The following is a 22,093-nucleotide window of genomic DNA, read 5'->3' as shown; positions in this document are numbered from 1 at the left end:
TTATTTGCTATATTAGCACCGATGTTACACTGCCCCGCGCCATGCCGCACACGTAGCTCACGTCATCCGGACAGGCGCGGTCGGGGCACGGCACACCGCATATATACTCAACCGGACAACACCACGACACAGCATGACAATACATCCTCTTTGGTCAGATGAAATGTGGCTGCCTCTCATGCAGCTTTACCTTAAAAAGCCCGAAGGCGTGAAACCGCTCTTCTCACGCCATCTCATACAGCTGAGTCTCGAGCTGCACATCGAGCCGAAAATACTCTACGCGCAGATGTTCAGACTGCGCCAGCCCGACACTCCGTCGCTGCAGCACCTGTGGCGCAGATACTCCGGCGACACGCGGAGACTGGCGCGCGACGTGAAACGCCTGAGACAGATGAGCGGGTTCGGCACGGCAGGGGCATTCTATGAGGGTGTTGCCACGAGCGAGTCGTTCGAGAAGGAATACCGGCCCATAGATGCCGACAGCAGACTCACGCCCATGATGCTCACGATGATTCTCGACCTGTACTACCGTCTCACGCCCGTCACGATGGTGGCGGAGACGCCCGAGGTGGGCGAACTGGCGCGCTGCATGCGCATACCGCCGTCGCTCGTAGCCGAGGTGATGGGCTGCTTCCTCGTGTGCGACCCGTGCATGAAGTACAACGACCCGTCATCGGGACTCTATCCGGAGTGTCTCGCAGTATGGAGAAAGTATATATCAAAAGAGCCGGAAGAGCTCGCCGCCACCGCAGCACAGATGCGCGCGTACTTCAGATGACGTGCTTCAGCGGCGGCAGAACGCCACCGCCCGCCGTATTTCCGATACCCCGCAGGAACATTCCACGCAGCACCGCAGGAACATTCCCTGCCGTACCGCCGCCATATTTCCACCGGACAGGCGCATGAAACACCATCATTATTTCAATCGCAAGCACATCATGTCATACGCTGCAACCCAAAGTAGAGACGCAAAATCTTGCGTCTCTACAGGCTGACGCCGTCATTATTATCAACAGTAAATGTGTTCTGTAATTCGCTGGCAATCCAAAGTAGAGACGCAAAATCTTGCGTCTCACAAGGAAGGATGCGCTATTGGTTGATTCGATTATATGCCTGTCATTGCCTGGTTTGTTGTACGGGAGACGCAAGATTTTGCGTCTCTACTGGGCTGGCGCCATCATTTATATATCAAGGGCATGCTTTTATAACATACAGGCGGCTGTTTCCTGAGCCATGCCATCACACCTTCGGAATAGGAAATATAGACCACCGTCGTCGTCACAACACCCGTAACGGTTGACCGAACGTGCTTTTCTGATTTGCGGAAAAGGCTGTTCCGTGCTCTTAAAAAGCCTGTTCCGCAGTCCCGAAGAGCCTTTTTCGCAGAGTCAAAAAGCCCGTTTTGTAACGCGCTGACATACAGTCTGTTATGTTGCAGGAAAACTGTCGTATGACAGCAACCGCCATCCAGTCCTGTCATCACGGCAAGTCGGATATGTCCAAACAGCAAAAGGAAGAATGGAACACTCACCGGCTTCCGCCCGCTCCTATTTTTATGTCATTACGCCACCTGCTCATCCCGCCTTCCATACATGTTTTCCATCAACCCGCTGTCATTGTCGTACGTCCCCCGATGCGTCATTCCTATCCTGCATGTCACGCCATCATTGTTTCAATTGAGCACATCATGTCATGCGCTGCAATCCAAAGTAGAGACGCAAAATCTTGCGTCTCACAAGCAAGGATAGACTATTGGTTGAGACGATTATGTGCCTGTCGTTACTGGGTTTGTTGCTCGTGAGACGCAAGATTTTGCGTCTCTACTTGGCTGGCACCGTCATTGTTTTAAATTGGGAGTGCCGTTATATTATGCGTGGAAAAACCAAAGGAATGGTCAGGCAATTTGCGGAAGACGGATGACGAGCCTTTACTAATGCGAAAAAAGGGGCTGTGGCGGTATGGCGAACGCTCAGGACTTGACATTATTTTCACCTTTTTCTTTGATGAGACATAATTATTTTTATATCTTTGCATAAGATATAGCCGCACTCGGGAAAGCAAGAGCAAGCTCTATTTCCGCTCGTTTGCAGTATCATTCAATGCGATATGGCGCGTCCGGAAAGCCGGGACGGTTGTATCTCCACTAACATCAATTTCACGTAAACATGGCTCAAAGACTCATACAGTCACAGGAACAGAAGCTGCAACAGGTGCAGAGGCTCTCGCAACAACAGATGTTGCAGGTGAGACTTCTTGAAATGCCGCTGGCGGAGCTTGAGGAGAACATAAACGCGGAGATTGACGACAACCCCGCGCTTGAGGCTCTGCCGCATGAGGACACTGCCGCACCCGTGGCAGAGACAGGCGACTACCACGACGACTCCGACACCGCCGAAGCCGACTTCGACACCGTGCAGGAGCGGCAGGACCGCGACGACGCGCTCAACGCAGCACTCGAGAACATCGGGCGCGACGACGAGATGCCGGCACTGTACAACCGCGAAGAGAGCAACGGGGCGGAGTATGAGGAACGTGTGTACGGCGACACCACATCGTTCTACGACAAACTCAAGGAGCAGATGGGGGAGACGGAGCTTGACGCGAAGAGCAGGGAGGTGATGGAATATATCATCGGATCGCTCGACGACGACGGTCTGCTCAGGAAAGACTCGGAGAGCATCAGCGACGAGCTCACAATATATTACAACATCGACGTGACACCGGAGGAGGTGGACAGGGTGATTGCCATACTCCAGACGTTCGACCCGCCGGGCATAGGGGCACACTCGCTGCAGGAGTGTCTGATGCTCCAGATAGACCGCAGACCCGACAGCGAGATGAAGAGACTTATGAGGGAGGTGGTGGAGAACCACTTCGACGAGTTCACGAAGAAACACTGGAACAAGATACAGTCGGCTCTCGGCACCGACGACTACACCACACGACGCCTGCAGGACGAGCTGCGACGGCTCAACCCCAAGCCGGGAGCGTCGCTCGGAGAGACGCAGGGAAGCACCCTGCAACAGATAACGCCCGACTTCATCGTGGACACAAGCGACACGGGAGACATCACTTTCACGCTCAACACGGGCAATGTGCCGGAGCTGAAGGTGTCGCAGTCGTTCGCCGACCTCGTGGAGACATACCGCAACAACAAGGAGGGCATGACACGGCGCGACAAGGAAGCCCTGCTCTACGCAAAGGAGAAGGTGAGCCGCGCGCAGGGTTTCATAGAAGCGGTGAGACAGAGGCAGCACACGCTCCGTGTCACAATGCAGGCCATAATAGACTGGCAGCGCAAGTTCTTCACCGACGGCGACGAGGCTGACCTGCGCCCGATGATTCTCAAAAACATAGCCGACAAGACCGGACTCGACATATCCACCATATCGCGCGTGAGCAACGTGAAGTACGTGCAGACCAACTGGGGCACGTTCCCGCTGCGATTCTTCTTCACCGACGGATACACCACGGACAACGGAGAGGAGATGTCCACACGCAAGATAAAGATGGCTCTGAAGGACATCATAGCCAAGGAGGACAAGAAAAAGCCCAAGAGCGACGACGTCATAACGCGGGAGATGGCTGCATTGGGCTATCCCATCGCACGGCGCACGGTGGCTAAATACCGCGAGCAGATGGGCATACCGGTGGCGCGCCTGCGCAAATGAAGGCAGGAGGACACACTATGAAGTCAACCGTGACACAAGCAACAGACATATGAAAGGAAACCCGATAATTCTGGCAGCAAGGATAATGAGCATCGTCTTCACACCGTTCTATCTGTCGTTGGTGGGACTGATGGCTCTCTTCACGTTCAGTTACCTCAGTCTGCTGCCGTGGCAATACAAGGCGACGGTGCTCGCCCTGGTCTACATCTTCACCATTCTCGCCCCCACACTGCTCATCCGTGTCTACCGCCGCAACCGTGGATGGAACCGCCACCAGCTCGGGGCGAAGGAGCGGCGTGCCGTACCCTACGTCATATCCATTGTGTGCTACTTCGCCTGCTGCTACGTCATGGCACTGTTCCACATACCACACTTCATGATAAGCATACTCATCGCGGCACTGCTCATACAGATAGTCTGCGCGCTGATCAACACATGGTGGAAGATATCCACCCACACGGCGGCTATCGGAGGAGTGGCGGGCGCGCTCATGGCTTTCGCCTTCATCTTCATGTTCAACCCCATATGGTGGCTCTGCGTAGTGCTCCTGCTGGCAGGAGCGGTGGGCACAAGCCGCATGATTCTGCGCCAGCACACCCTCGCGCAGGTGGTCATGGGGTTCGTGGCGGGATGGTTCATCGCCTACTGGACGGTGCTCATAGTGTAGCGGAGGAGGCTTTGCGCAGGCTGCCGGCGGCTCGCAGGCAATGACAGGGAAATAAAACAACAGCAACATAAAAACATAACGACACATGAAACCATCAGTCAGCATCATCATGGGCAGCACAAGCGACATGCCCGTAATGGAGAAAGCATGCAAGTTTCTCAACGACATGCGGATACCGTTTGAAGTGAACGCCCTCTCCGCACACCGCACACCGCAGGCGGTGGAACAGTTTGCCAAGGAGGCGAAGGGACGCGGCATAAAGGTCATCATAGCCGGAGCGGGAATGGCTGCGGCACTGCCCGGAGTGATAGCGGCAATGACAACGCTGCCCGTGATAGGCGTACCCATAAAGGGAATGCTCGACGGACTCGACGCCATGCTGAGCATCATACAGATGCCGCCGGGCATACCTGTGGCTACGGTAGGGGTGAACGGCGCGATGAACGCCGCCATACTCGCAGTGGAGATGATAGCCCTCGCCGATGAGGACGTAGCCGCACGCCTTGCCGAATACAAGGCTGGACTGGGCGCGAAGATAGAGAAGGCAAACAAGGAACTTGCCGAAGTGAAGTACGACTTCAAGACAAACTGACGCTGTAAGTGCGGTGGCAAGGTCCGTCACCGCACTTGCTCCCGCCACACCGACGTGCGCTCAGAAGTGCGTACGCCACCGGCATATACATCGCCGGAAGCAAGTCTCCGCGCGTGTTCGCCTTCTTCCGCAAGCCCTCTCCGGCAAGACAACCGTGCGTCATGCCCCGGCTGTCACGCTCACGCCGCGCATCCCATCCTGACAGAAGCCGCACACATGTGCGTATGACATATGATAACCTGCGAAGCCATTGACCTGATGGCACTGCAACTGTTACTATAACATCCTATCATTATTAATATGATATCTTACCATTGCTACTATGATATTCTATCACTGTTGCTCTGATACTTTACCATTGCTGCTATGATATTCTATCACTGCTGCTCTGATACTTTACCATTGCTGCTATGATATTCTATCACTGCTGCTATGATACTTTATCACTGCTACTATGATATTCTATCACTGTTGCTATGATACTTTATCACTGCTACTATGATATTCTATCACTGTTGCTCTGATATTTTATCACTGCTACTATAATATTTTTACATTGTTACTTTTTTACCTTTTTACTTTCAACTTTTATGAGAAGATTATTTACCATTATGATTATGTGCATTGCCGCCTTTCAGATGTCAAAGGCGGACAACGCGATTACAATCACAAAGGAGAACACGTCTGTAGTGATGTCTGCGGACGAGTGCGGACCGGTCAGACTGGCGGTAGATGCGCTGTGCCGCGACTTCGGCAAGGTGATGGGCTTCAAGCCGGAAGTGAAGGACGGCATCACCGGAAGCGGCATTGAGCTCGTCGTGGTGAACGACGCCACACCGTCGTCAAGGGCGTTCCTGCCTGCGGAGACTGAAGGGTGGGGCGACAACACCTTCGAGGCTCACCGCATAAAAGCCGACGGCAACCGCATATACCTGCACGGCATGGACATGCGCGGAACCATCTATGCCATCTACTCGTTCAGCGAGAAGTTCCTCGGAGTGCCGCCGCTGTGGTACTGGTGCAGCTGGCAGCCGGAGCATAAGGACGCTGTGGAGGTGCCGGCGGCGTACAGTTACTTCCAGCCGTCGCCCACAGTGCGCTATCGGGCATGGTTCCCCAACGATGAGGACCTGTTCATTCCGTGGCGCGCCAAGAGCAGTGACAACAACGAACTGTGGCTCGAGACAATGCTCAGACTGAAGCTCAACACCGTAGAGCACACCGCCACCGTGACCACAGACGGCACGCTCAACAGCGAGGCACAGCTCTACAAGAAATACGGACTGGTGCTTACCTCACACCACATGATAGCACTCAACAACAGCTTCGCCAACTGGGACGCTTACTGGAAAGAGGTGCGCCACACCACGCCGCCGCCTCTCTCGGTGAAGGACATGGCGTCACTGAAGGAGTTCTGGCAGTATTCCATCGACGCGGTGAAGAACAGCGGGGTGGAGAATCTGTGGCAGGTGTCGTTCCGGGGAAAGACAGACCAGCCCTTCTGGTCGGTGTTCGTCGACGCGCCGGAGTCTGACGCGGAGCGCGGGAAGGTCATCACCGAGATGGTGAACACGCAGTATGAGATGATACGCGAGTCGACAGGAGAGGACAATCCGTTCGTGAGAATGACCTTCTACGACGAGATATCGTCGCTCCTCGCAGCCGGACACATACAGCCGCCTACGGCTACCAACATGCTATGGACATTCGTGGCAGGACGCCGCGACCACTATCCCTACGACGACCTCGTGGCTTGGAACAACGAGGATAACGTGAAGCTGGGCTACTACATGAACCTTCAGTTCTACTCAACAGGCGCGCATCTTGCTCCGGCAGAGGGACCGTGGAAGATGGAGGACAACTACCGCTACGTGCAGTCGAAGGGTCCTCTCACGTTCAGTGTGGTGAACGCGGGCAACCTGCGTGAGTTTCTCATGGAGATGAGTGCCAACGCCGCGATGATGTGGAACGCGGAGACCTACGACACCGACACCTTCCTCGCCTCGTTCTGCAGCCAGTATTTCGGTGAGGAACATGCCGCCGAGGCTGCCGGAATAATACACGACTTCTACTATTCATACTGGAATCAGAAGAAGAGCGACTTCCCCGGAGGGTTCGACCGTCAGTATGTCTTCCAGGACCTGAGGCACGCGCAGGTGATAAAACAGATAAACGACGCATGGAACAGCTATTCAGACAATCCGCTGAAGGAGATAGGCTATGAGAGCGTTCCGGGCCGCACGTTCCGCATAGAGGGCGACAATCAGGTGCAGAGCATCATCGACGGCACGGCTGCGGAGATGGAGGCGTTCGCCGATGTGGCTGACCGCTGCGACCGGCTCATGCCGCTCCTGCCCGCCGACAGGCAGACTTTCTTCTACGACCACGTGGCGGCATACGCCCATTACATGGCTCATCTGAGCGCGGCAACCCATTACTTCACACACGCCTACAAACATGCTGACAGCCGGTTTGACGACCTCTCCCGCGCGCTTACTGAGATGAAAGCCGCCAAGTCTGCGCTCACTGCGTCGGAGCATGACGTGTTCGATGGTTGGTACGACACGGATGACAAGTTCGACATGGACGGCAAGATAGACATAATACGTTCGCGCCTCGCCGAGAACGAGGACCTCACGCTCACCCGCCAGCTCATAGACAACTACGACTTCGAGCTGAAGCACAACGGACAGCATAACCCCTCGGGCAACATCGAGCGCGGCATTCCCTACGGATGGGAGTCGGAAGGCACACTGAAAAAGGGCGCCAACGGGCTCGACTCATACGGAATAAACCAGGACGCGAAGAATCCCCACGGGCTCAACGTGTGCTGGATAAACTCCGTACCGATGCCCGACAAGTTCACACTCTACCAGACCATACCCGCCGAGAAGCTCGGGGCGGGCACCTACCGGGTGGCTTGCCGCCTGTGGGTGGAGGTGAACAAGAAGACGTCGTGCCGACTCTTCGCCAACGACAACGTGCAGTATTACGGATATAAAAGCGACTACACCAACCTGCTTACCGAAGGCGAGCATGCCGACTACGCCGGATATGCCGGAGGAAACACGTCGGACATCGTGCTGAAAGAGATGGAGGTGACGGTGGACATAGCCGACGGCGAGGACCTCACAATAGGCATAAAGACAGGCAACAGGAAGAACAACGGCACCGTGGCTACCGACAACGCGGGATGGTTCAAGGTGGATTTCTTCCGCATCCACCGCCTCACGCCCACCTCGATAGACAGCTCTCATACCTCCGCCGCCTCCCCCGCGCCAGAGGGAATATACTCTCTCGACGGACAACTCGTGAGCCGCGACAACACGACGGAGGCTCAGCTGAAACGCGGGATATACATCGTCGGTGGTAAGAAGAAGGCTGTGAGATGAACAGAACAGGTACAATAATTGACTAAAAACTACACTACATGAAACATTCATTATCTTTTTCAGCACTTATCGTCGCGCTTTCAATGGCATGTAACGCTGTTCATGCCGTCGACATCACGATAAGTGAGGAGAGCCGGACTGACGGTATGGCTCTCGTGACTCAGGAAGACGGTGCTGCGCCTTTTGTGATAGACGCCGCCGACGCTGAGGTTGTGGCAACTGCCGCACAGGCGGTATGCGGTGACATTGAGACGGTGACAGGTGTGAGACCTGCCGTCCTCACCTCCGTTCCATCTGCCGGAACCGCCGTGATAGCGGGCACAATAGGACAGTCGTCGCTCATAGACGGCATGGTGGAAAGCGGCAGGCTCGACGTGAGCGGAATAAAAGGCAAGTGGGAGGCTTTCGGTCTGCAGATGGTGGAAAATCCGGTTGACGGACTCGACAAGGCTCTCGTGGTGTTCGGCAGCACGCCGCGCGGCACGGCATACGCTCTGTTCGAGATATCGCGTCTGGCAGGAGTGTCGCCCTTCATATGGTGGGCTGACGTGGCTCCGCAGAAAAGACAGGCTCTCCATGTGGGCGGTGACAGGACGCTGGTGGGCGAGCCTTCGGTGAAATACAGGGGCATATTCATCAACGACGAAGACTGGGGCATATGGGTGTGGGCAAAGGACAACTTCGAGTCCGACCACGGAAACATGGGTCCGAAGACCTATGCCAAGGTGATGGAACTGCTGCTCCGCCTCAGAGCCAACACCCTGTGGCCTGCCATGCACCATCAGACAGAGGCTTTCTGGGCAAACAAGGACAATCTGCCCGTGGCACGCAAGTACGACATTATGCTCGGTTCGAGCCACTGCGAGCAGATGTTGCGCGACAACCTTTGGGAGTGGGACCGCTACGGAGGACACGGCAACAGCGACTTCAACTATGCCACCAACAAGGCGATGGTGCAGAAATACTGGGCTGACAGAGTGGGAGAGAGCCGGGGATATGACGCCATCTACACGCTCGGAATGCGCGGTGTGCACGACGAGGGCATCAACGGCTACCCGACAACAGCCGACAAGGTGCGCGGACTCACGGAGATAATAGCCTACCAGAGACAGCTCCTTGCCGACTCGATAGGCGACCCGACGACCATTCCGCAAGCCTTCATACCTTATAAGGAGGTGCTCGACGCCTACAACGCCGGACTGAAGGTGCCCGACGACGTGACGCTCCTGTGGGTGGACGACAACCATGGCTACATACGCCAGCTGCCGACCGACGCCGAGCAGGCGCGCAGCGGAGGCAACGGAATATACTATCATCTGTCCTATCTCGGCACTCCGGCGTCCTATCTCTGGCTGTCGAGCATATCGCCGTCTCTCATTAGTTATGAGCTGACAAAGGGCTACCGGAACGGCATGGACACCCAGTGGATAATCAACGTAGGCGACATAAAGCCTGCCGAGGCGGAGCTTGAGTTCTGCATGGAGCTGGCTTGGGACATCGACAGATGGACTCCGGAGAACGCCTGGAAGTTCACAAGATACTGGATGGCGAAGACATTCGGCGAGCAGACTGCCGATGAGCTGGCTGCCATAAAGGAGGAATACTACAGGCTGGCGGCTGCCGGCAAGCCCGAGCACATATTCAAGGTGAGCTACACCATGGAGGAGATGGACAGCCGCATAGCCGCATATGAGGAGCTGGTGAGCCGTGTGGAGAACATCAGAGGCTCCGTGCCCGCCGCACTGCAGGACGCTTTTTACGAGATGATAGAATATCCCGTGAAAGCCGCATATTATATGAACGTAAAGACATTCAGGGCTGCGCAGAGCATCACATGGGCTGATGCCGGCGACAGGGAGAAGGCTATGGCATGCGCCGCGGAGGCAAGGGCGGCATACAGACAGATAGACATAATCACGCGCAAGTACAACAACGAGACGGCAGGAGGAAAATGGCGAGGCATGATGAGCTGGAAACCGAACGGCGGAACGCAGTTCAACATGCCGGAGACTGCCACAATATCGAGTGTGTCAAAGGAGCATAAGACTGTCGCCCCCACACCTGCTGAGGCTGTGCCTGCGACAGATTTCAAGGCTTCGGGAGGCAACCTGACCGTCATGAGAGGACTGGGCATAAGCGGAGCATCCCTCACCGTGTGGCCCATGGACATGACGGCATACGGCGCCGACAGGCTCGACAGCGCGCCATACGCCGAATATGAGATAGCCGTGAGGCGGGGCATCAACACCATAGAGGCACGTTGTCTGCCCACATTCCCCGTAAACGCCGCCTACGACCTTAGGATAGCGATATCCGTGGACGGCGGAGAGGCGGAGATACGCTCGCTTAAGACAACGGCTATGGAGGGAAAATGGAACAAGACATCCATACAGGGATACAACGAGGGAGCGGTGGTCTACGACTCCGACAGCGACAAGACAGTCACCGTGAGAGTGTGGATGCTCGATCCGGGCGTGGTGCTCAGCGAGATACACAGCACTCCGCTCGAGGGCGACAGCGACAGTCTGACATCACAGTTGCTCACAAACCCTGACTTCGAATACGACCACGACGGCAACCTCAACCCCGAAGGGGAGACACGGAGGGGCGTGCCTTACGGATGGCAGGCGGACACAAGCCGTCTCAACGGTGAGTCGTGGGGAATAAACAACGACGGGGGCAACTATCACGGAAACAACCTGTGCTGGTTCCTCAGCCGTCCGTTCCCGGCAGACTTCGAGCTGTCGCAGACCGTAAGCGCGGACAAGCTTGAGCCTGGCATCTACAGAGTGACATGCCGCCTGTGGGTGGAAAAGGCGATGCTCACCAACTGCCGACTCTTCGCCAACAACAATGTGCAGTACTTCGGAAAGGAGTCTGACTACACCAACGTGCTCACACCGGGCGAGAACAACACCTATGCCGGATATGACGGAGGCGACGCCAACTCCATCGTTCTGAGAAACATGGCTGTCTACATTGAGATAAAGGAAGGCGAGGATCTCAAGATCGGCATACGCACGGGAAACAGAAGAAACGACGGCTCGTACGCATCAGACAACTCGGGATGGTTCAAGGTGGACGACTTCAGGATTGAGAAGACCGACGCTTTTCCCGATACCTCGGAAGAGGACCTTACGCTCACCGAAAAGCTTATAACCAACTACGACTTCGAACTCTACGATGACAACGGCACAATACGCGAGAACACGTCCGGACAGACGCGCCGTTACACTCCTTACGGATGGCATCTGAACGGCTCGTTCCCCGGTAACTCTTACGGACTTAACAACGATGCGGCAAACCCGCACGGCACAAACGCATGCTGGTTCCAGCCGCACGACGACTACATGCCTGACGGTTTCCAGCTCAGCCAGACCATAAAGGCGGAGAGTCTCACGCCGGGACGTTATCTCATACAGTGCAAGCTGTGGGTGGAGGAAGGACTACTGTCGAACACAAGGCTCTTCGCCAACGACGACGTGCAGTACTACGGAATGGACTACGACTACCGGGGCTGCCTCACAGACGGTGAGAACAACACCTTCGCTGGATACATCGGCGGACAGTCAGGCAACTATGTCATGCAGGACATGTGGGTGTATACGGACATAAGTGAGGGAGAGGACCTCACTCTCGGCATACGTTCGGGCAACTACAACCCTGACGGCACGCCCGGAACAGTGTTCAAGAACGGATGGTTCAAGGTGGATTATTTCCGCATAAACAAGGTCACCACCGACGGCATAACGTCTCCCGTGGCAACTGGTACAGACAGTAACGCGAAAGGTGTGTACACCATCGACGGCAGACGGCTCTCCACATCGGCTGACGACATGTCGTCTCTGCCAAAAGGGGTATACATCGTTGACGGAAAGAAGAAGGCTGTGAGATGAGTGCGGAACGGCATGGATGCATGACGCCATGCCACACCCCCATAACGCCGCCGCTACGGAACGATACAGCCGTGGCGGCGGTTTTTTGTCCCGGAACAGCCCATCATGTTTTATCCGTACTTCGTCCTGACGCCATACATGTTTTGTTCCTGTTTCGTAGAATATGTGGTGTGCTGTATCGGGAGTTTGCCAGTGTATAAACCATACCGTTTCCCATCAATGATAATGGTGGCGTCCGCCCTCGGGAGGCGCAACATTTTGCGCCTCCCGGGGAGTCATGCGCAATAAGCCATATTGATAATACGCATGTGACAATTGCGCTCACTTGCGTATCACGAGCAGTGAAACCAGACAGTTTTAGGCGTATCATCACCCCAATTAATAGCGCATCCTTGCTTGTGAGACGCAAGATTTTGCGTCTCTACTTTAGCTTGCCAGCGAATTACAGAACATATTTACTGTTGATAATAATGATGGCGTCAGCCTGTAGAGACGCAAAATCTTGCGTCTCCCGTGCAATAAACCCGGCTATGACAGGCGCATAATCGCCTCAATCAACAGCGCATGCTTGCTTGTGAGACGCAAGATTTTGCGTCTCTACTTTGGTTTGCAGCGCATGACACGATGTGCTCAATTGAAACAATGATGGCGTGACACGCAGGATAGGAATGACGCATCGGGGGACGTGCGGCAATGCCGGCAGGTTGAGGGAAAACATATATGGAAGGCGGAATGAGCAGGTGACGTAACGACATAAAAAACGGGGAGGACGGCAGCAGACAAGTGTTCCATTCTTCCTTTTCATGTTTGGACATATCCTACTTACTGTGATGACAGGGCTGAGCGTCGGTTGCTGCCATACGACAGTTTTCCTACGACATAACAGTCTGTATGTCAGCGCGTTGTAAAACGGGCTTTTTGACACTGCGAAAAAGGCTCTTCGGGACTGCGGAACAGGCTTTTTGAGAGCACGGAACAGGCTTTTCCGCAAAACCGAAAAGTGCGTTCGGTCAACCGATGCGGGTGTTGTGACGATGACGGTGGTCTATATTTCCTATTCCGATGGTGTGACGGCATGGCTCGGGAGACAGCCGCCTGTATGCTTTATAAAAGTATACCACGATATATAAATGATAGCGCCAGCCCAGTAGAGACGCAAAATCTTGCGTCTCACAAGCAATAAACACACCAATATCAGACATATAATCACCTCGAAATATAGCGTATCCTTGCTTGTGAGACGCAAGATTTTGCGTCTCTACTTTTGATAGACCGCGAATGATAGAACACATTTACTGTTGATAATAATGACGGCGCGAGCCAGTAGAGACGCAAAATCTTGCGTCTCACAAGCAGTAAACTCAGCAATGACAAGCATATAATCGCCTCAACCAATAGCGCATCCTTGTGTCTCACGAACAACAAACTCAGCAATGACAGACATATAATCGCCTCGATTAATAGGGCATCCTTGCTTGTGAGACGCAAGATTTTGCGTCTCTACTTTTGATTGATCGCGAATTACAGAACATATTTACTGTTGCTAATTTTTATGGTACTGCCGATATCCACATGTCTGTTTCCCGCCTTTGCTTTTCCCCTCCGTCGCTGAATAAGAATGTCTTTCCCGCGTCCGGACGTGCGCTGCCGCACCGCCATGGATAAAAAACGCGGTGACGCTTGCAACTGAACGCCATTTTTACTACTTTTGCACTGTACGTACAACTCATACATCATGAACGATTTATTCAACTATAAACGCCGCGAATCTACCGTGGCACACGCCGGAAGCACGGCGATAGGAGGCGGCAACCCCATACGGGTGCAGTCGATGACTACAACGAACACCAACGACACGGAGGCTTGCGTGGCGCAGGCTGAGCGCATAATAAAGGCGGGAGGGGAGCTGGTGAGGCTCACTACGCAGGGCACACGCGAGGCTGAAAACCTGAAGAACATCAACGCCTCACTGCGTGCTAAGGGATATGACACGCCGCTCGTGGCAGACGTGCACTTCAATCCCAACGTGGCGGACGTCGCCGCGCTCTATGCGGAGAAGGTGCGCATCAACCCCGGCAACTATGTGGATCCGGCGAGGACGTTCAAGAAACTGGAATACACCGACGAGGAGTATGCCGCCGAACTGAAGAAGATAGAGGCGCGCTTCGTGCCGTTCCTCAACATATGCCGGGAGCATCACACAGCCGTACGCATAGGAGTGAACCACGGATCGCTGTCCGACCGCATCATGTCACGCTACGGTGACACGCCCGAAGGCATTGTGGAGAGCTGCATGGAGTTCCTGCGCATATGCAAGAGGGAGGCGTTCGACGATGTGGTGATATCTGTCAAGGCGTCTAACACGATGGTTATGGTGCGTTCGGTGAGGCTGCTCGTGAGCCGCATGGAAGCCGAGGACATGCACTATCCGCTCCATCTCGGTGTGACGGAGGCTGGCGAGGGCGAGGACGGACGCATAAAAAGCGCCGTCGGTATGGGCGCGCTCATGGCGGACGGGATAGGCGACACCATCCGCGTGTCGCTCAGTGAGGAGCCCGAGGCTGAGATACCCGTGGCACGCCATCTTGTGGAATACATCACACGAAGGGCGGGACACATGCTCATACCGGGCACACAGGCACCGTCGTTCGACTGGCTCAACCCGGAGCGGCGGTCCACCACTGCTGTCGGAAACGTGGGAGGCGCACACGTGCCGGTGGTCATCGTCAACGGAACGGGCAGGGAGACGGCAGACAGCTTCGGCTCCGACACCACGCCCGACTACATATACTGCGGCGGAGCAATGCCGGAGCACCGCATCGACGGCGTGAGATACATCGTGGACTTCGGCACGTATGACGGCAGCGGGAACGTTTTCCCCGTATTCCCGTCAAACGCCATACCGTTCATATCGCTCGTGAACGCTCCGCTTAAATTCCTCGTGCTGCAGTTCGGCACACCCGCGGAGGAATACACGGCATGCCTGAAGGCTCATCCTGAAGTGGTGGTGGTGTGCATGAGCAACCACCGCAACCGCACGGGAGAGCAGCGCGCGCTGGTGCACGAGATGATGTGCGCGGGAGTGAGCAACCCCGTTGTGTTCGCACAGATGTACAGCCACGACGCGCAGGAGAAGGCTGACATGCAGCTTGAGGCGGCTGCGGACATGGGCGCGCTCATGGCAGACGGACTGACCGACGGACTGTGGCTGATGAACAACGGAGGCATCGCCCTGCGCGACATCGCGGACACCGCGTTCGCCATATTGCAGGCGGCAAGGCTGCGCACGTCGAAGACCGAATATATAAGTTGTCCGGGATGCGGACGCACCCTGTACGACCTGCGCTCGACAATAGCACGCATAAAGGAGTCGACGGCTCATCTGCGCGGACTCAAAATAGGCATCATGGGGTGCATAGTGAACGGTCCCGGAGAGATGGCTGACGCTGACTACGGATATGTGGGAGCCGGAGTGGGGAAGGTGTCGCTATACCGCCGCAAGGAGTGTGTGGAGAAAAACATACCCGAGGCTGAGGCTGTGGAACGCCTCCTCGCACTCATCGACAGGGACCGCAAGGCACGCCAGGAGTGACGCCATGATTGATATATGATGCCGTTTCCCATATATAATAATGGAGGCACAAGCCTGTAGAGACGCAAAATCTTGCGTCTCCCGAGTAAGAAAACAGCAACGACAGGTATATAATCGCCTCGATTGATTGCGTGTCCTTGCTCGTGAGACGCAAGATTTTGCGTCTCTACTTTAGTTAGTCACTTCATTATGCCGCGGCGTTTCCCATATATAATAATGGTGGCGCAAGCCTGTAGAGACGCAAAATCTTGCGTCTCCCGAGTAAAAAAACATCAACGACAGGTATATAACAGCCTCAATTGATTGCGCAGTCTTGCTCGTGAGACGCAAGATTTTGCGTCTCTACTGGGCTGGCGCCGTCAGTTTTTAATAACGGAAAAACCGTGCCGCACAGCAGTAATAAATATAACCGTCATCCGGCGGCAGGGCACTGTGGAAGCGCGGAGATGAGTTCGTCGACGTCACTCTCGCGTGTCGCCCATGATGTTACGAAGCGCACGGGAGTCTCCACGGCACGGCGCGGTCCCCAAAGCTCGAATGTCGCCACCTTGGACAAAGCGTCGATGACACTGTTGGGTAGGACAAAGAACTGCTGGTTGGTGGGTGAGTCGATGAAGAGACGGTATCCGTGGCTGACGAAGGCACGGCGTAGCTTACCTGCCATGAGGCATGCGTGGCGCGCCAGGTCGACATACAGATTGTCCGTGAACAGCGTCTCAAACTGCACGCCGAGCAGACGTCCCTTGGCAAGAAGTGCCCCGTGCTGCTTCACTATGGAGAAGAAATGAGGCATAAGTTCGGGTCGCGACGTCACGACAGCCTCTCCGAAGAGCGCGCCGACCTTCGTTCCGCCAATATAAAAGACATCGCACAGGCGCGCCACATCGGCAAGAGCCACATCCGAGTCTGATGAAGCCAGCGCGTAGCCCAGACGCGCGCCGTCCATATAAAGCGGAATGCCAGCCTCGCGGCACACCGAACTGAGAGCCGAAAGCTCATCGAGCGAGTAGAGCGTACCGAGCTCCGTGGGATGGGAGATGTATACCATTCCCGGCGCGACGGCATGCTCGTAGGTCTCGTCGGCATAATAGTCGTCTATGTATCGTCGCACATCCGCCGCGCTTATCTTGCCGTCGTGTTGCGGCAGGGTGAGCACCTTGTGTCCCGAAGCCTCTATCGCGCCCGCCTCGTGCACGTTGATGTGTGCCGTCTCTGCGGCAAGCACGCCCTCGTGGCGGGCAAGGACGGCGTCGATGACCGTGGCGTTTGTCTGTGTGCCTCCCACCAGGAAATGAACCCGTCCGTGCTCCAGCGAGCAGGCGTTGAGAATGAGCCGCTCCGCACAACGGCAGTGCTCGTCGAGTCCGTAGCCCGGAGTCTGCTCGAGGTTTGTCTCCGCAAGGCGGCGCATCAGCTCCGGATGGGCGCCTTCCATGTAATCACTGTCAAAATGTAACATATCTTATTATTGTTTCATACCTGTTTATATATCATTTCTTTCCTTCCTTGCCGCAGTCCGGCAAAGTGTCCGCATGAAGCGCGGCGGAAAGAAAAAAGGCGGTGCAAAGGTATATATTTATTTGCAGACCTGCCACCGGAATAAGACGGATATATTCTTTCATATGTCCGGAACATGATGACATATGGAGGAAAACCATGCCTACGGAGTCTCATTCAGCCGTCTGCGGGCACGACGCAAGGACGGAAGCGCGATGATGGAGTAAAGGATATGAAGGAGCGCAAGGCGGCGGACGCCTTACACGGGAGTCATCTGCCGGAAGTGTCGGGCACGTGACCGTATGACCGGTATTCGTGCGGCGTCAGACCGGTTGACTTCTTGAACATGCAGTAGAAGTACTCCGCGGAGCCGTAGCCCAGCTCTACTGCAATCTCCTTGGCTGACAGCGGTGTGCCGACAAGCATCTGCTTCGCCCGCTGAATCCTCAGTTCCTGAAAGTATTTTGCAGGCGCGTAGCCGGTGTATTCCCTGAAAGCCTTCCTGAACCAAGAGTAACTGATGTTGAGATCTGCGGCAAGCTGCTCCACGCTTATGTTCTCGCCGACATGCTCTTTCATGTATATGCGCGCCTTCTCTATCTTCTGCCGGATGGCACTCATCTCAAACTGCCTGTTGCGCGAAAGCGATATCACCAGACCGAGCATGTGCATCACTATTCCGGCAAGATGCTGCTGCGACGCCACGGAGTCAGCCTCTGCCACATCGAGGGCGCGAGAATAGAGGGAGACAAACTCCTCGCTGAGTCCTATGTCGATGACGGGCTGCTCCTCAGAGAAGAATCCTCCGCGCATCAGACTGTCGGCGACAGGTCCCTCGAAACCGATGTAATACTCGTTCCAACCCACGTTGCGGTAGGGACGATAGGTGTGCCACCTGCCTGGAAAGACAAGCATGAGCCGTCCGCCGCATACATGCCGTCCGCCGACACTCTCCGAGGAGAACTGTCCGCAGCCCTTGGTGATGTATATGAGCTGGTATTCGTGCAGCACACGACCTTTCTCGGCATTGAAGAAATAACCCGATGGGTGCTCCTTGAGAGGATAAGGTGAGTCGGGGGCGATGGCTTCGAAGCCTACCGTGTTGACCCAAAGCCCGAACCGGCGGTCGGTCTCGTTCACAATGAGATACTTGAATTCGGCGTCGTCCTTATTAGTGTCGTTGGTCATATTGAGTAATTGTTGTCAGGTGTGGAGGCAAATATAACTAATAAAATATCAAAATCACGATGTTTTACTCAACTTTTATGAAATATTCCGATATGCTTTTCCATACCACATACGGATTGTCATAAATACGCACTCCGTATGCGGCAGGATGCCGTGACGTGGACAGCCACGGGACGGATATCTGAAAGTAAGTGTGTGTCATGGCGTTTTTTTATTTAAAAAGGCTATGTGTGAGACATTGCTGAAGGCTGCTGTCTCTGCCGCTATTTGGGCAAGCCGAACGCCTCTGTCAGCCCTCTCATCTGCTCACGGCTCATCCCATCCGGCTCGAACCCCATGTTTCTGGCAGCCATGTAGATGAGAGCCGACTTGTTGAGCACGTCCACCTGATCGAAGGCGGCGGTGATGTCGGTGTCTACGGCAAACACTCCGTGCTTCTCCCACATCACCACATCGTAGTCGGAAAGCTCACGGATGGTAGCCTCGGCAAGCTCTACGGAGCCGGGCAATTGGTATGGCACGATGCCCAGACCGCGCGGACAGAAAGCCTTTGTCTCTGGTATCATGCTCCATAACAGTTCTGTCGCCACGTCTTTCTCGAGAAAACGGCGGTTGTGGCTCATCGCTACGAGCTCGATGGGATGGGTGTGCAGCGACGCCCTGTAAGGCGAGCCGACAGACAGCAGATAGTTGTGCACGCTGAGATGCGAGGGCAGTTCGGACGTGGGCAGCACCGGACGGTCGGCTATGATGACATAGCTGGCACAGTCGTCGAGGATGCGTATCACCGCACCGTTGTCCATCGGACGGCGCGCAAGGTCGCGCATGCGGCGGTTGGTACCCTTGCAGTAGAAGTAGCAACCGTGCAGAAAGGGAAGCGTCACGCCTATCGGCATCACATCGCTGATGGGCGGAAGCTGCCTAACGGCGTCGTCGACATATTCTGTAATGTTTATGGTTATGTTGCCGCCGTTGCGCTCAGCCCAGCCTTTCTGCCACAGATAGCCTGCGGTCTCGGCTACTTTCTCCACCTCGGCGGCAAGTTCCGGACGGTTTGTCAATATGGATTCCATATATTATATAAGTATTATGTGTTTGTCGTTTTGTTTTGCATAGTCCGCGCCAATGTTCCGGCGACGCCGTGCCACCGTCTGCCGCCATGCTCCGAAGGGCAGGTCTTGTCTTCAGACGGTGCGCACGACGCGGTGTCACTGCTGCGCCATCGCCACCACAATGACTGACGCTATGAGCAGCAGAAGTCCTGCCACGAGCACTGCGGCAGCCTTTTTGCCGCATCCGCGCCACTCTTTCAGGATGATGCCCCAGACGTTGCTGAACACCACATTGAGCGACATGAGTATGCTCCACGAGAATGCCAGCAGCACCGGACTGTCTCCAAGAAAGCTCTTGCCGGTCTCCAGACCGAAGAACTGTGAGTACCACAGCACTCCGGCAAGGGCGCAGAAGAACACGTTGTTGGCAAGCACGCAGCTGCTGCATGAGAAATAGTCGCGGGCGGTATGGTTCTTCACGTTCTGCCGCAAACAGTAGGTGGCGTTGGTGATAAAACCTCCGAGGGTGACGAGGAATACCACCGGCAGTCCGGCATAGAGCGGTGCCGCGCCGCCGTTGAGGGCAGACCAGCGGATATGACCGCCTGCATCGAGTCCCAGAGCGAAGCATGCGCTCATCACTCCGGCAAGCAACGCCACAAGCAAACCCTTGGTAAGGGCGAAGTCTTTAACCGCCGCCTTCTTCTCATCATCGCTCATATTTGCCGCGCGGAGGCTTCCGGCGTAGCCTATCACGGCTATTCCGGCTATGGTGACACACACTCCGCAGAGCAGCATGAGTCCGTCGCCGTGCAGCAGGTCGGTACCTGCGAAGAGCGCGGGGAAGAGTGTTCCGAACGCCGCACACGTGCCGAGAGCTATGCTCTGACCCAGAGCTACACCGAGATAGCGCATGGACAGACCGAACGTCAGTCCGCCCACACCCCACAGCACGCCGTAGACAACAGACAGCAACGCCCCGCCCGAGCCCCACAACTGCCACAGGCTGCCCCCTTCGGGAACCGCGAGCAGCGCGCCGAGCAGCGGAAACACGAGCCACGCGAAGATGCCCTGGACGAGCCAGAAACTCTCCCACGACCATTCCCTTACCTTGTTTATTGGCACATATGAGCTGCTCTGGCCGAAGCTGCCCACCGCTATTATGAGTAATCCGAGTATGATGTCCATAGCTGCGAACGGTGTATTCAACAACGTTTTGATGTCACTTCAGTCTCATATTCCTCCACTCCGGCTATGAACTCCTCGCCCACGGGCACGCCGTTGCGCATGCAGAACATGTCCCACACGGCGTTCCACGGCATCGACTTCGCCTCCTCAAGCAGCGCGAGACGCTCGAAGCCCTTGTCCTCAGCCTCATAGCGGCGCAGCGCGGGCAGCGGTTCGAGCAGAGCCTGGAGCAGACATTTCTGTGTGGCGCGGCTGCCGATGACGTATGCCCCGATGCGGTTGATGGAGGCGTCGAAGTAGTCGAGCCCTATGTGAACACGTCCGAGAGCTCCGCAACGCACTATCTCCTTGCACAGGTCGAGCGTCTCGTCGTTCATTATTGTCACGTGGTCGCTGTCCCACCTCACAGGTCTGCTTACGTGCAGGAGCACCTCCGGCACGAAGAGAAGCAGTGAGGAGAGCTTGTCGGCAACGCTTTCGGTGGGGTGGAAGTGTCCGGTGTCGAGCGTGACGAGCTTCTGGCGGCTCACCCCGTAGCCTATGTAGAAATCGTTGGAACCGACGGTGTAGCTCTCCAGTCCTATGCCGAAGACCTTCGACTCGATGCTGTCCTTCATGTTGGCATATTCCTTCGAGAATATGCGGTCGAGCGAATCCTTGAGCAGTTCGCGGTACATCATGCGGTTGACGGTTATGTCCTTGCTGCCGTCGTGTATCCAGAGGTTCATTATGCAAGGGTCGTCCTGCCTTCGTCCCATCTCCTCCGCTATGGCGCGGCAGCGTGAGGTGTGCTCCACCCAGAAGTCGCGTATGCCCTTGTCGGGGCTTGCAAGCGTGAGGTTTCCGCTCTTGGGATGTGAGAACGACGTGGAGTTGAAGTCGAGCTTTATGCCGTTCTCCGCAGCCCACTGCATCCAACTCTCGAAGTGTGACGGCTCAACCTCGTTGCGGTCGACGAACCGTCCGCCGAAGTCACCGTATATCTCGTGCAGGCTGAGACGGTGTCTGCCGGGTATGAACGACATCGCCTTCAGTATGTCCGTGCGCACTTCCTCCATGTTGCGCGCCTTGCCGGGATAGTTGCCCGTGGTCTGTATGCCGCCCGTAAGCGCGCCTGCCGACTCGAATCCGGTCACGTCGTCAGCCTGCCAGCAGTGCATCGACAGAGAGATATTCTGAAGGATGTCCATCGCCTTGTCCGTATCCACGCCTATGGATGCATAGCGTTCCTTTGCTATGCTGTAGGCATTGTCAATCAGTTGTTCTTTCATAATAAAGGTTTTTTTATTATATGGTTATGTGATACATTATAAATATGTATATGATAAAGTGCTGCCGAGCATTACGCATAAACGTAT

The 22,093-nt window shown here is 55.4% G+C and carries 13 protein-coding genes; 7 read left to right on the top strand and 6 right to left on the bottom strand.

What is annotated here, in order from left to right; all coding sequences use genetic code 11:
* Positions 1 to 133 precede the first annotated feature (133 nt).
* The 4 genes from BN4609_RS11535 (at position 134) to purE (ending at position 4,930) form a co-directional block, all read left to right on the top strand.
* Positions 134 to 778, top strand: a complete 645-nt coding sequence (locus tag BN4609_RS11535; protein ID WP_068856797.1) for a hypothetical protein — start codon at positions 134 to 136, stop codon at positions 776 to 778.
* 1,387 nt (positions 779 to 2,165) lie between these two features.
* A complete protein-coding gene (gene rpoN / locus BN4609_RS11530) occupies positions 2,166 to 3,671 on the top strand; it encodes an RNA polymerase factor sigma-54 (RefSeq protein ID WP_021992521.1) in 1,506 nt (501 codons plus the stop codon).
* 49 nt (positions 3,672 to 3,720) lie between these two features.
* Positions 3,721 to 4,338: a phosphatase PAP2 family protein gene (locus tag BN4609_RS11525; protein ID WP_068856796.1), complete on the top strand. Its 618-nt coding sequence runs from the start codon at positions 3,721 to 3,723 to the stop codon at positions 4,336 to 4,338.
* An 85-nt stretch (positions 4,339 to 4,423) separates the two neighbouring features.
* Complete coding sequence (purE, locus tag BN4609_RS11520; protein ID WP_068856795.1) at positions 4,424 to 4,930, top strand: 5-(carboxyamino)imidazole ribonucleotide mutase; 507 nt, start codon at positions 4,424 to 4,426, stop codon at positions 4,928 to 4,930.
* On the opposite strand, the gene BN4609_RS16615 is transcribed toward purE, so the two are convergent.
* The gene (locus BN4609_RS16615) at positions 4,917 to 5,144 is read right to left on the bottom strand and encodes a hypothetical protein (RefSeq protein WP_164071667.1); all 228 of its coding nucleotides are present in this window, start codon (positions 5,142 to 5,144) and stop codon (positions 4,917 to 4,919) included. The genes purE and BN4609_RS16615 overlap by 14 nt on opposite strands.
* Before the next feature lie 376 nt (positions 5,145 to 5,520).
* On the opposite strand from BN4609_RS16615, the gene BN4609_RS11510 reads away from it, so the two are divergent.
* From BN4609_RS11510 to BN4609_RS11495, 3 genes are all read left to right on the top strand, one after another.
* Entirely contained in the window at positions 5,521 to 8,322 is a 2,802-nt protein-coding gene (locus BN4609_RS11510) for a glycosyl hydrolase 115 family protein (protein ID WP_106390586.1), read from the top strand.
* Positions 8,323 to 8,360: 38 nt separating this feature from the next.
* Positions 8,361 to 12,218 carry a glycosyl hydrolase 115 family protein gene (locus BN4609_RS11505; RefSeq protein ID WP_084791570.1) on the top strand — a complete coding sequence of 1,286 codons (3,858 nt, stop codon included), beginning with the start codon at positions 8,361 to 8,363 and terminating at the stop codon, positions 12,216 to 12,218.
* A 1,735-nt stretch (positions 12,219 to 13,953) separates the two neighbouring features.
* The gene (locus tag BN4609_RS11495) at positions 13,954 to 15,810 is read left to right on the top strand and encodes a 4-hydroxy-3-methylbut-2-en-1-yl diphosphate synthase (RefSeq protein WP_068856790.1); all 1,857 of its coding nucleotides are present in this window, start codon (positions 13,954 to 13,956) and stop codon (positions 15,808 to 15,810) included.
* A 412-nt stretch (positions 15,811 to 16,222) separates the two neighbouring features.
* Here the strand turns inward: BN4609_RS11495 and BN4609_RS11490 are convergent, their stop codons facing one another.
* From BN4609_RS11490 to BN4609_RS11470, 5 genes are all read right to left on the bottom strand, one after another.
* Positions 16,223 to 17,269 (bottom strand): threonine aldolase family protein, encoded by a 1,047-nt coding sequence (locus BN4609_RS11490; RefSeq protein ID WP_068856789.1) that lies wholly within the window; start codon positions 17,267 to 17,269, stop codon positions 16,223 to 16,225.
* A 308-nt stretch (positions 17,270 to 17,577) separates the two neighbouring features.
* Positions 17,578 to 18,495 carry a helix-turn-helix domain-containing protein gene (locus tag BN4609_RS11485; protein WP_068856788.1) on the bottom strand — a complete coding sequence of 306 codons (918 nt, stop codon included), beginning with the start codon at positions 18,493 to 18,495 and terminating at the stop codon, positions 17,578 to 17,580.
* Positions 18,496 to 18,758: 263 nt separating this feature from the next.
* Complete coding sequence (gene rhaD / locus BN4609_RS11480; protein ID WP_068856787.1) at positions 18,759 to 19,568, bottom strand: rhamnulose-1-phosphate aldolase; 810 nt, start codon at positions 19,566 to 19,568, stop codon at positions 18,759 to 18,761.
* A 135-nt stretch (positions 19,569 to 19,703) separates the two neighbouring features.
* Positions 19,704 to 20,735: an L-rhamnose/proton symporter RhaT gene (gene rhaT / locus BN4609_RS11475; RefSeq protein WP_068856786.1), complete on the bottom strand. Its 1,032-nt coding sequence runs from the start codon at positions 20,733 to 20,735 to the stop codon at positions 19,704 to 19,706.
* Positions 20,736 to 20,752: 17 nt separating this feature from the next.
* Positions 20,753 to 22,006 carry an L-rhamnose isomerase gene (locus tag BN4609_RS11470; RefSeq protein ID WP_068856785.1) on the bottom strand — a complete coding sequence of 418 codons (1,254 nt, stop codon included), beginning with the start codon at positions 22,004 to 22,006 and terminating at the stop codon, positions 20,753 to 20,755.
* Between the last annotated feature and the right edge of the window lie 87 nt (positions 22,007 to 22,093).

Origin of the sequence: Leyella lascolaii, from assembly GCF_900079775.1 — a bacterium.
Lineage (GTDB): Bacteria > Bacteroidota > Bacteroidia > Bacteroidales > Bacteroidaceae > Prevotella > Prevotella lascolaii.
The sequence above is the reverse complement of the archived record's forward strand: the minus strand, read 5'-3'. Positions and strand labels throughout refer to the sequence as shown.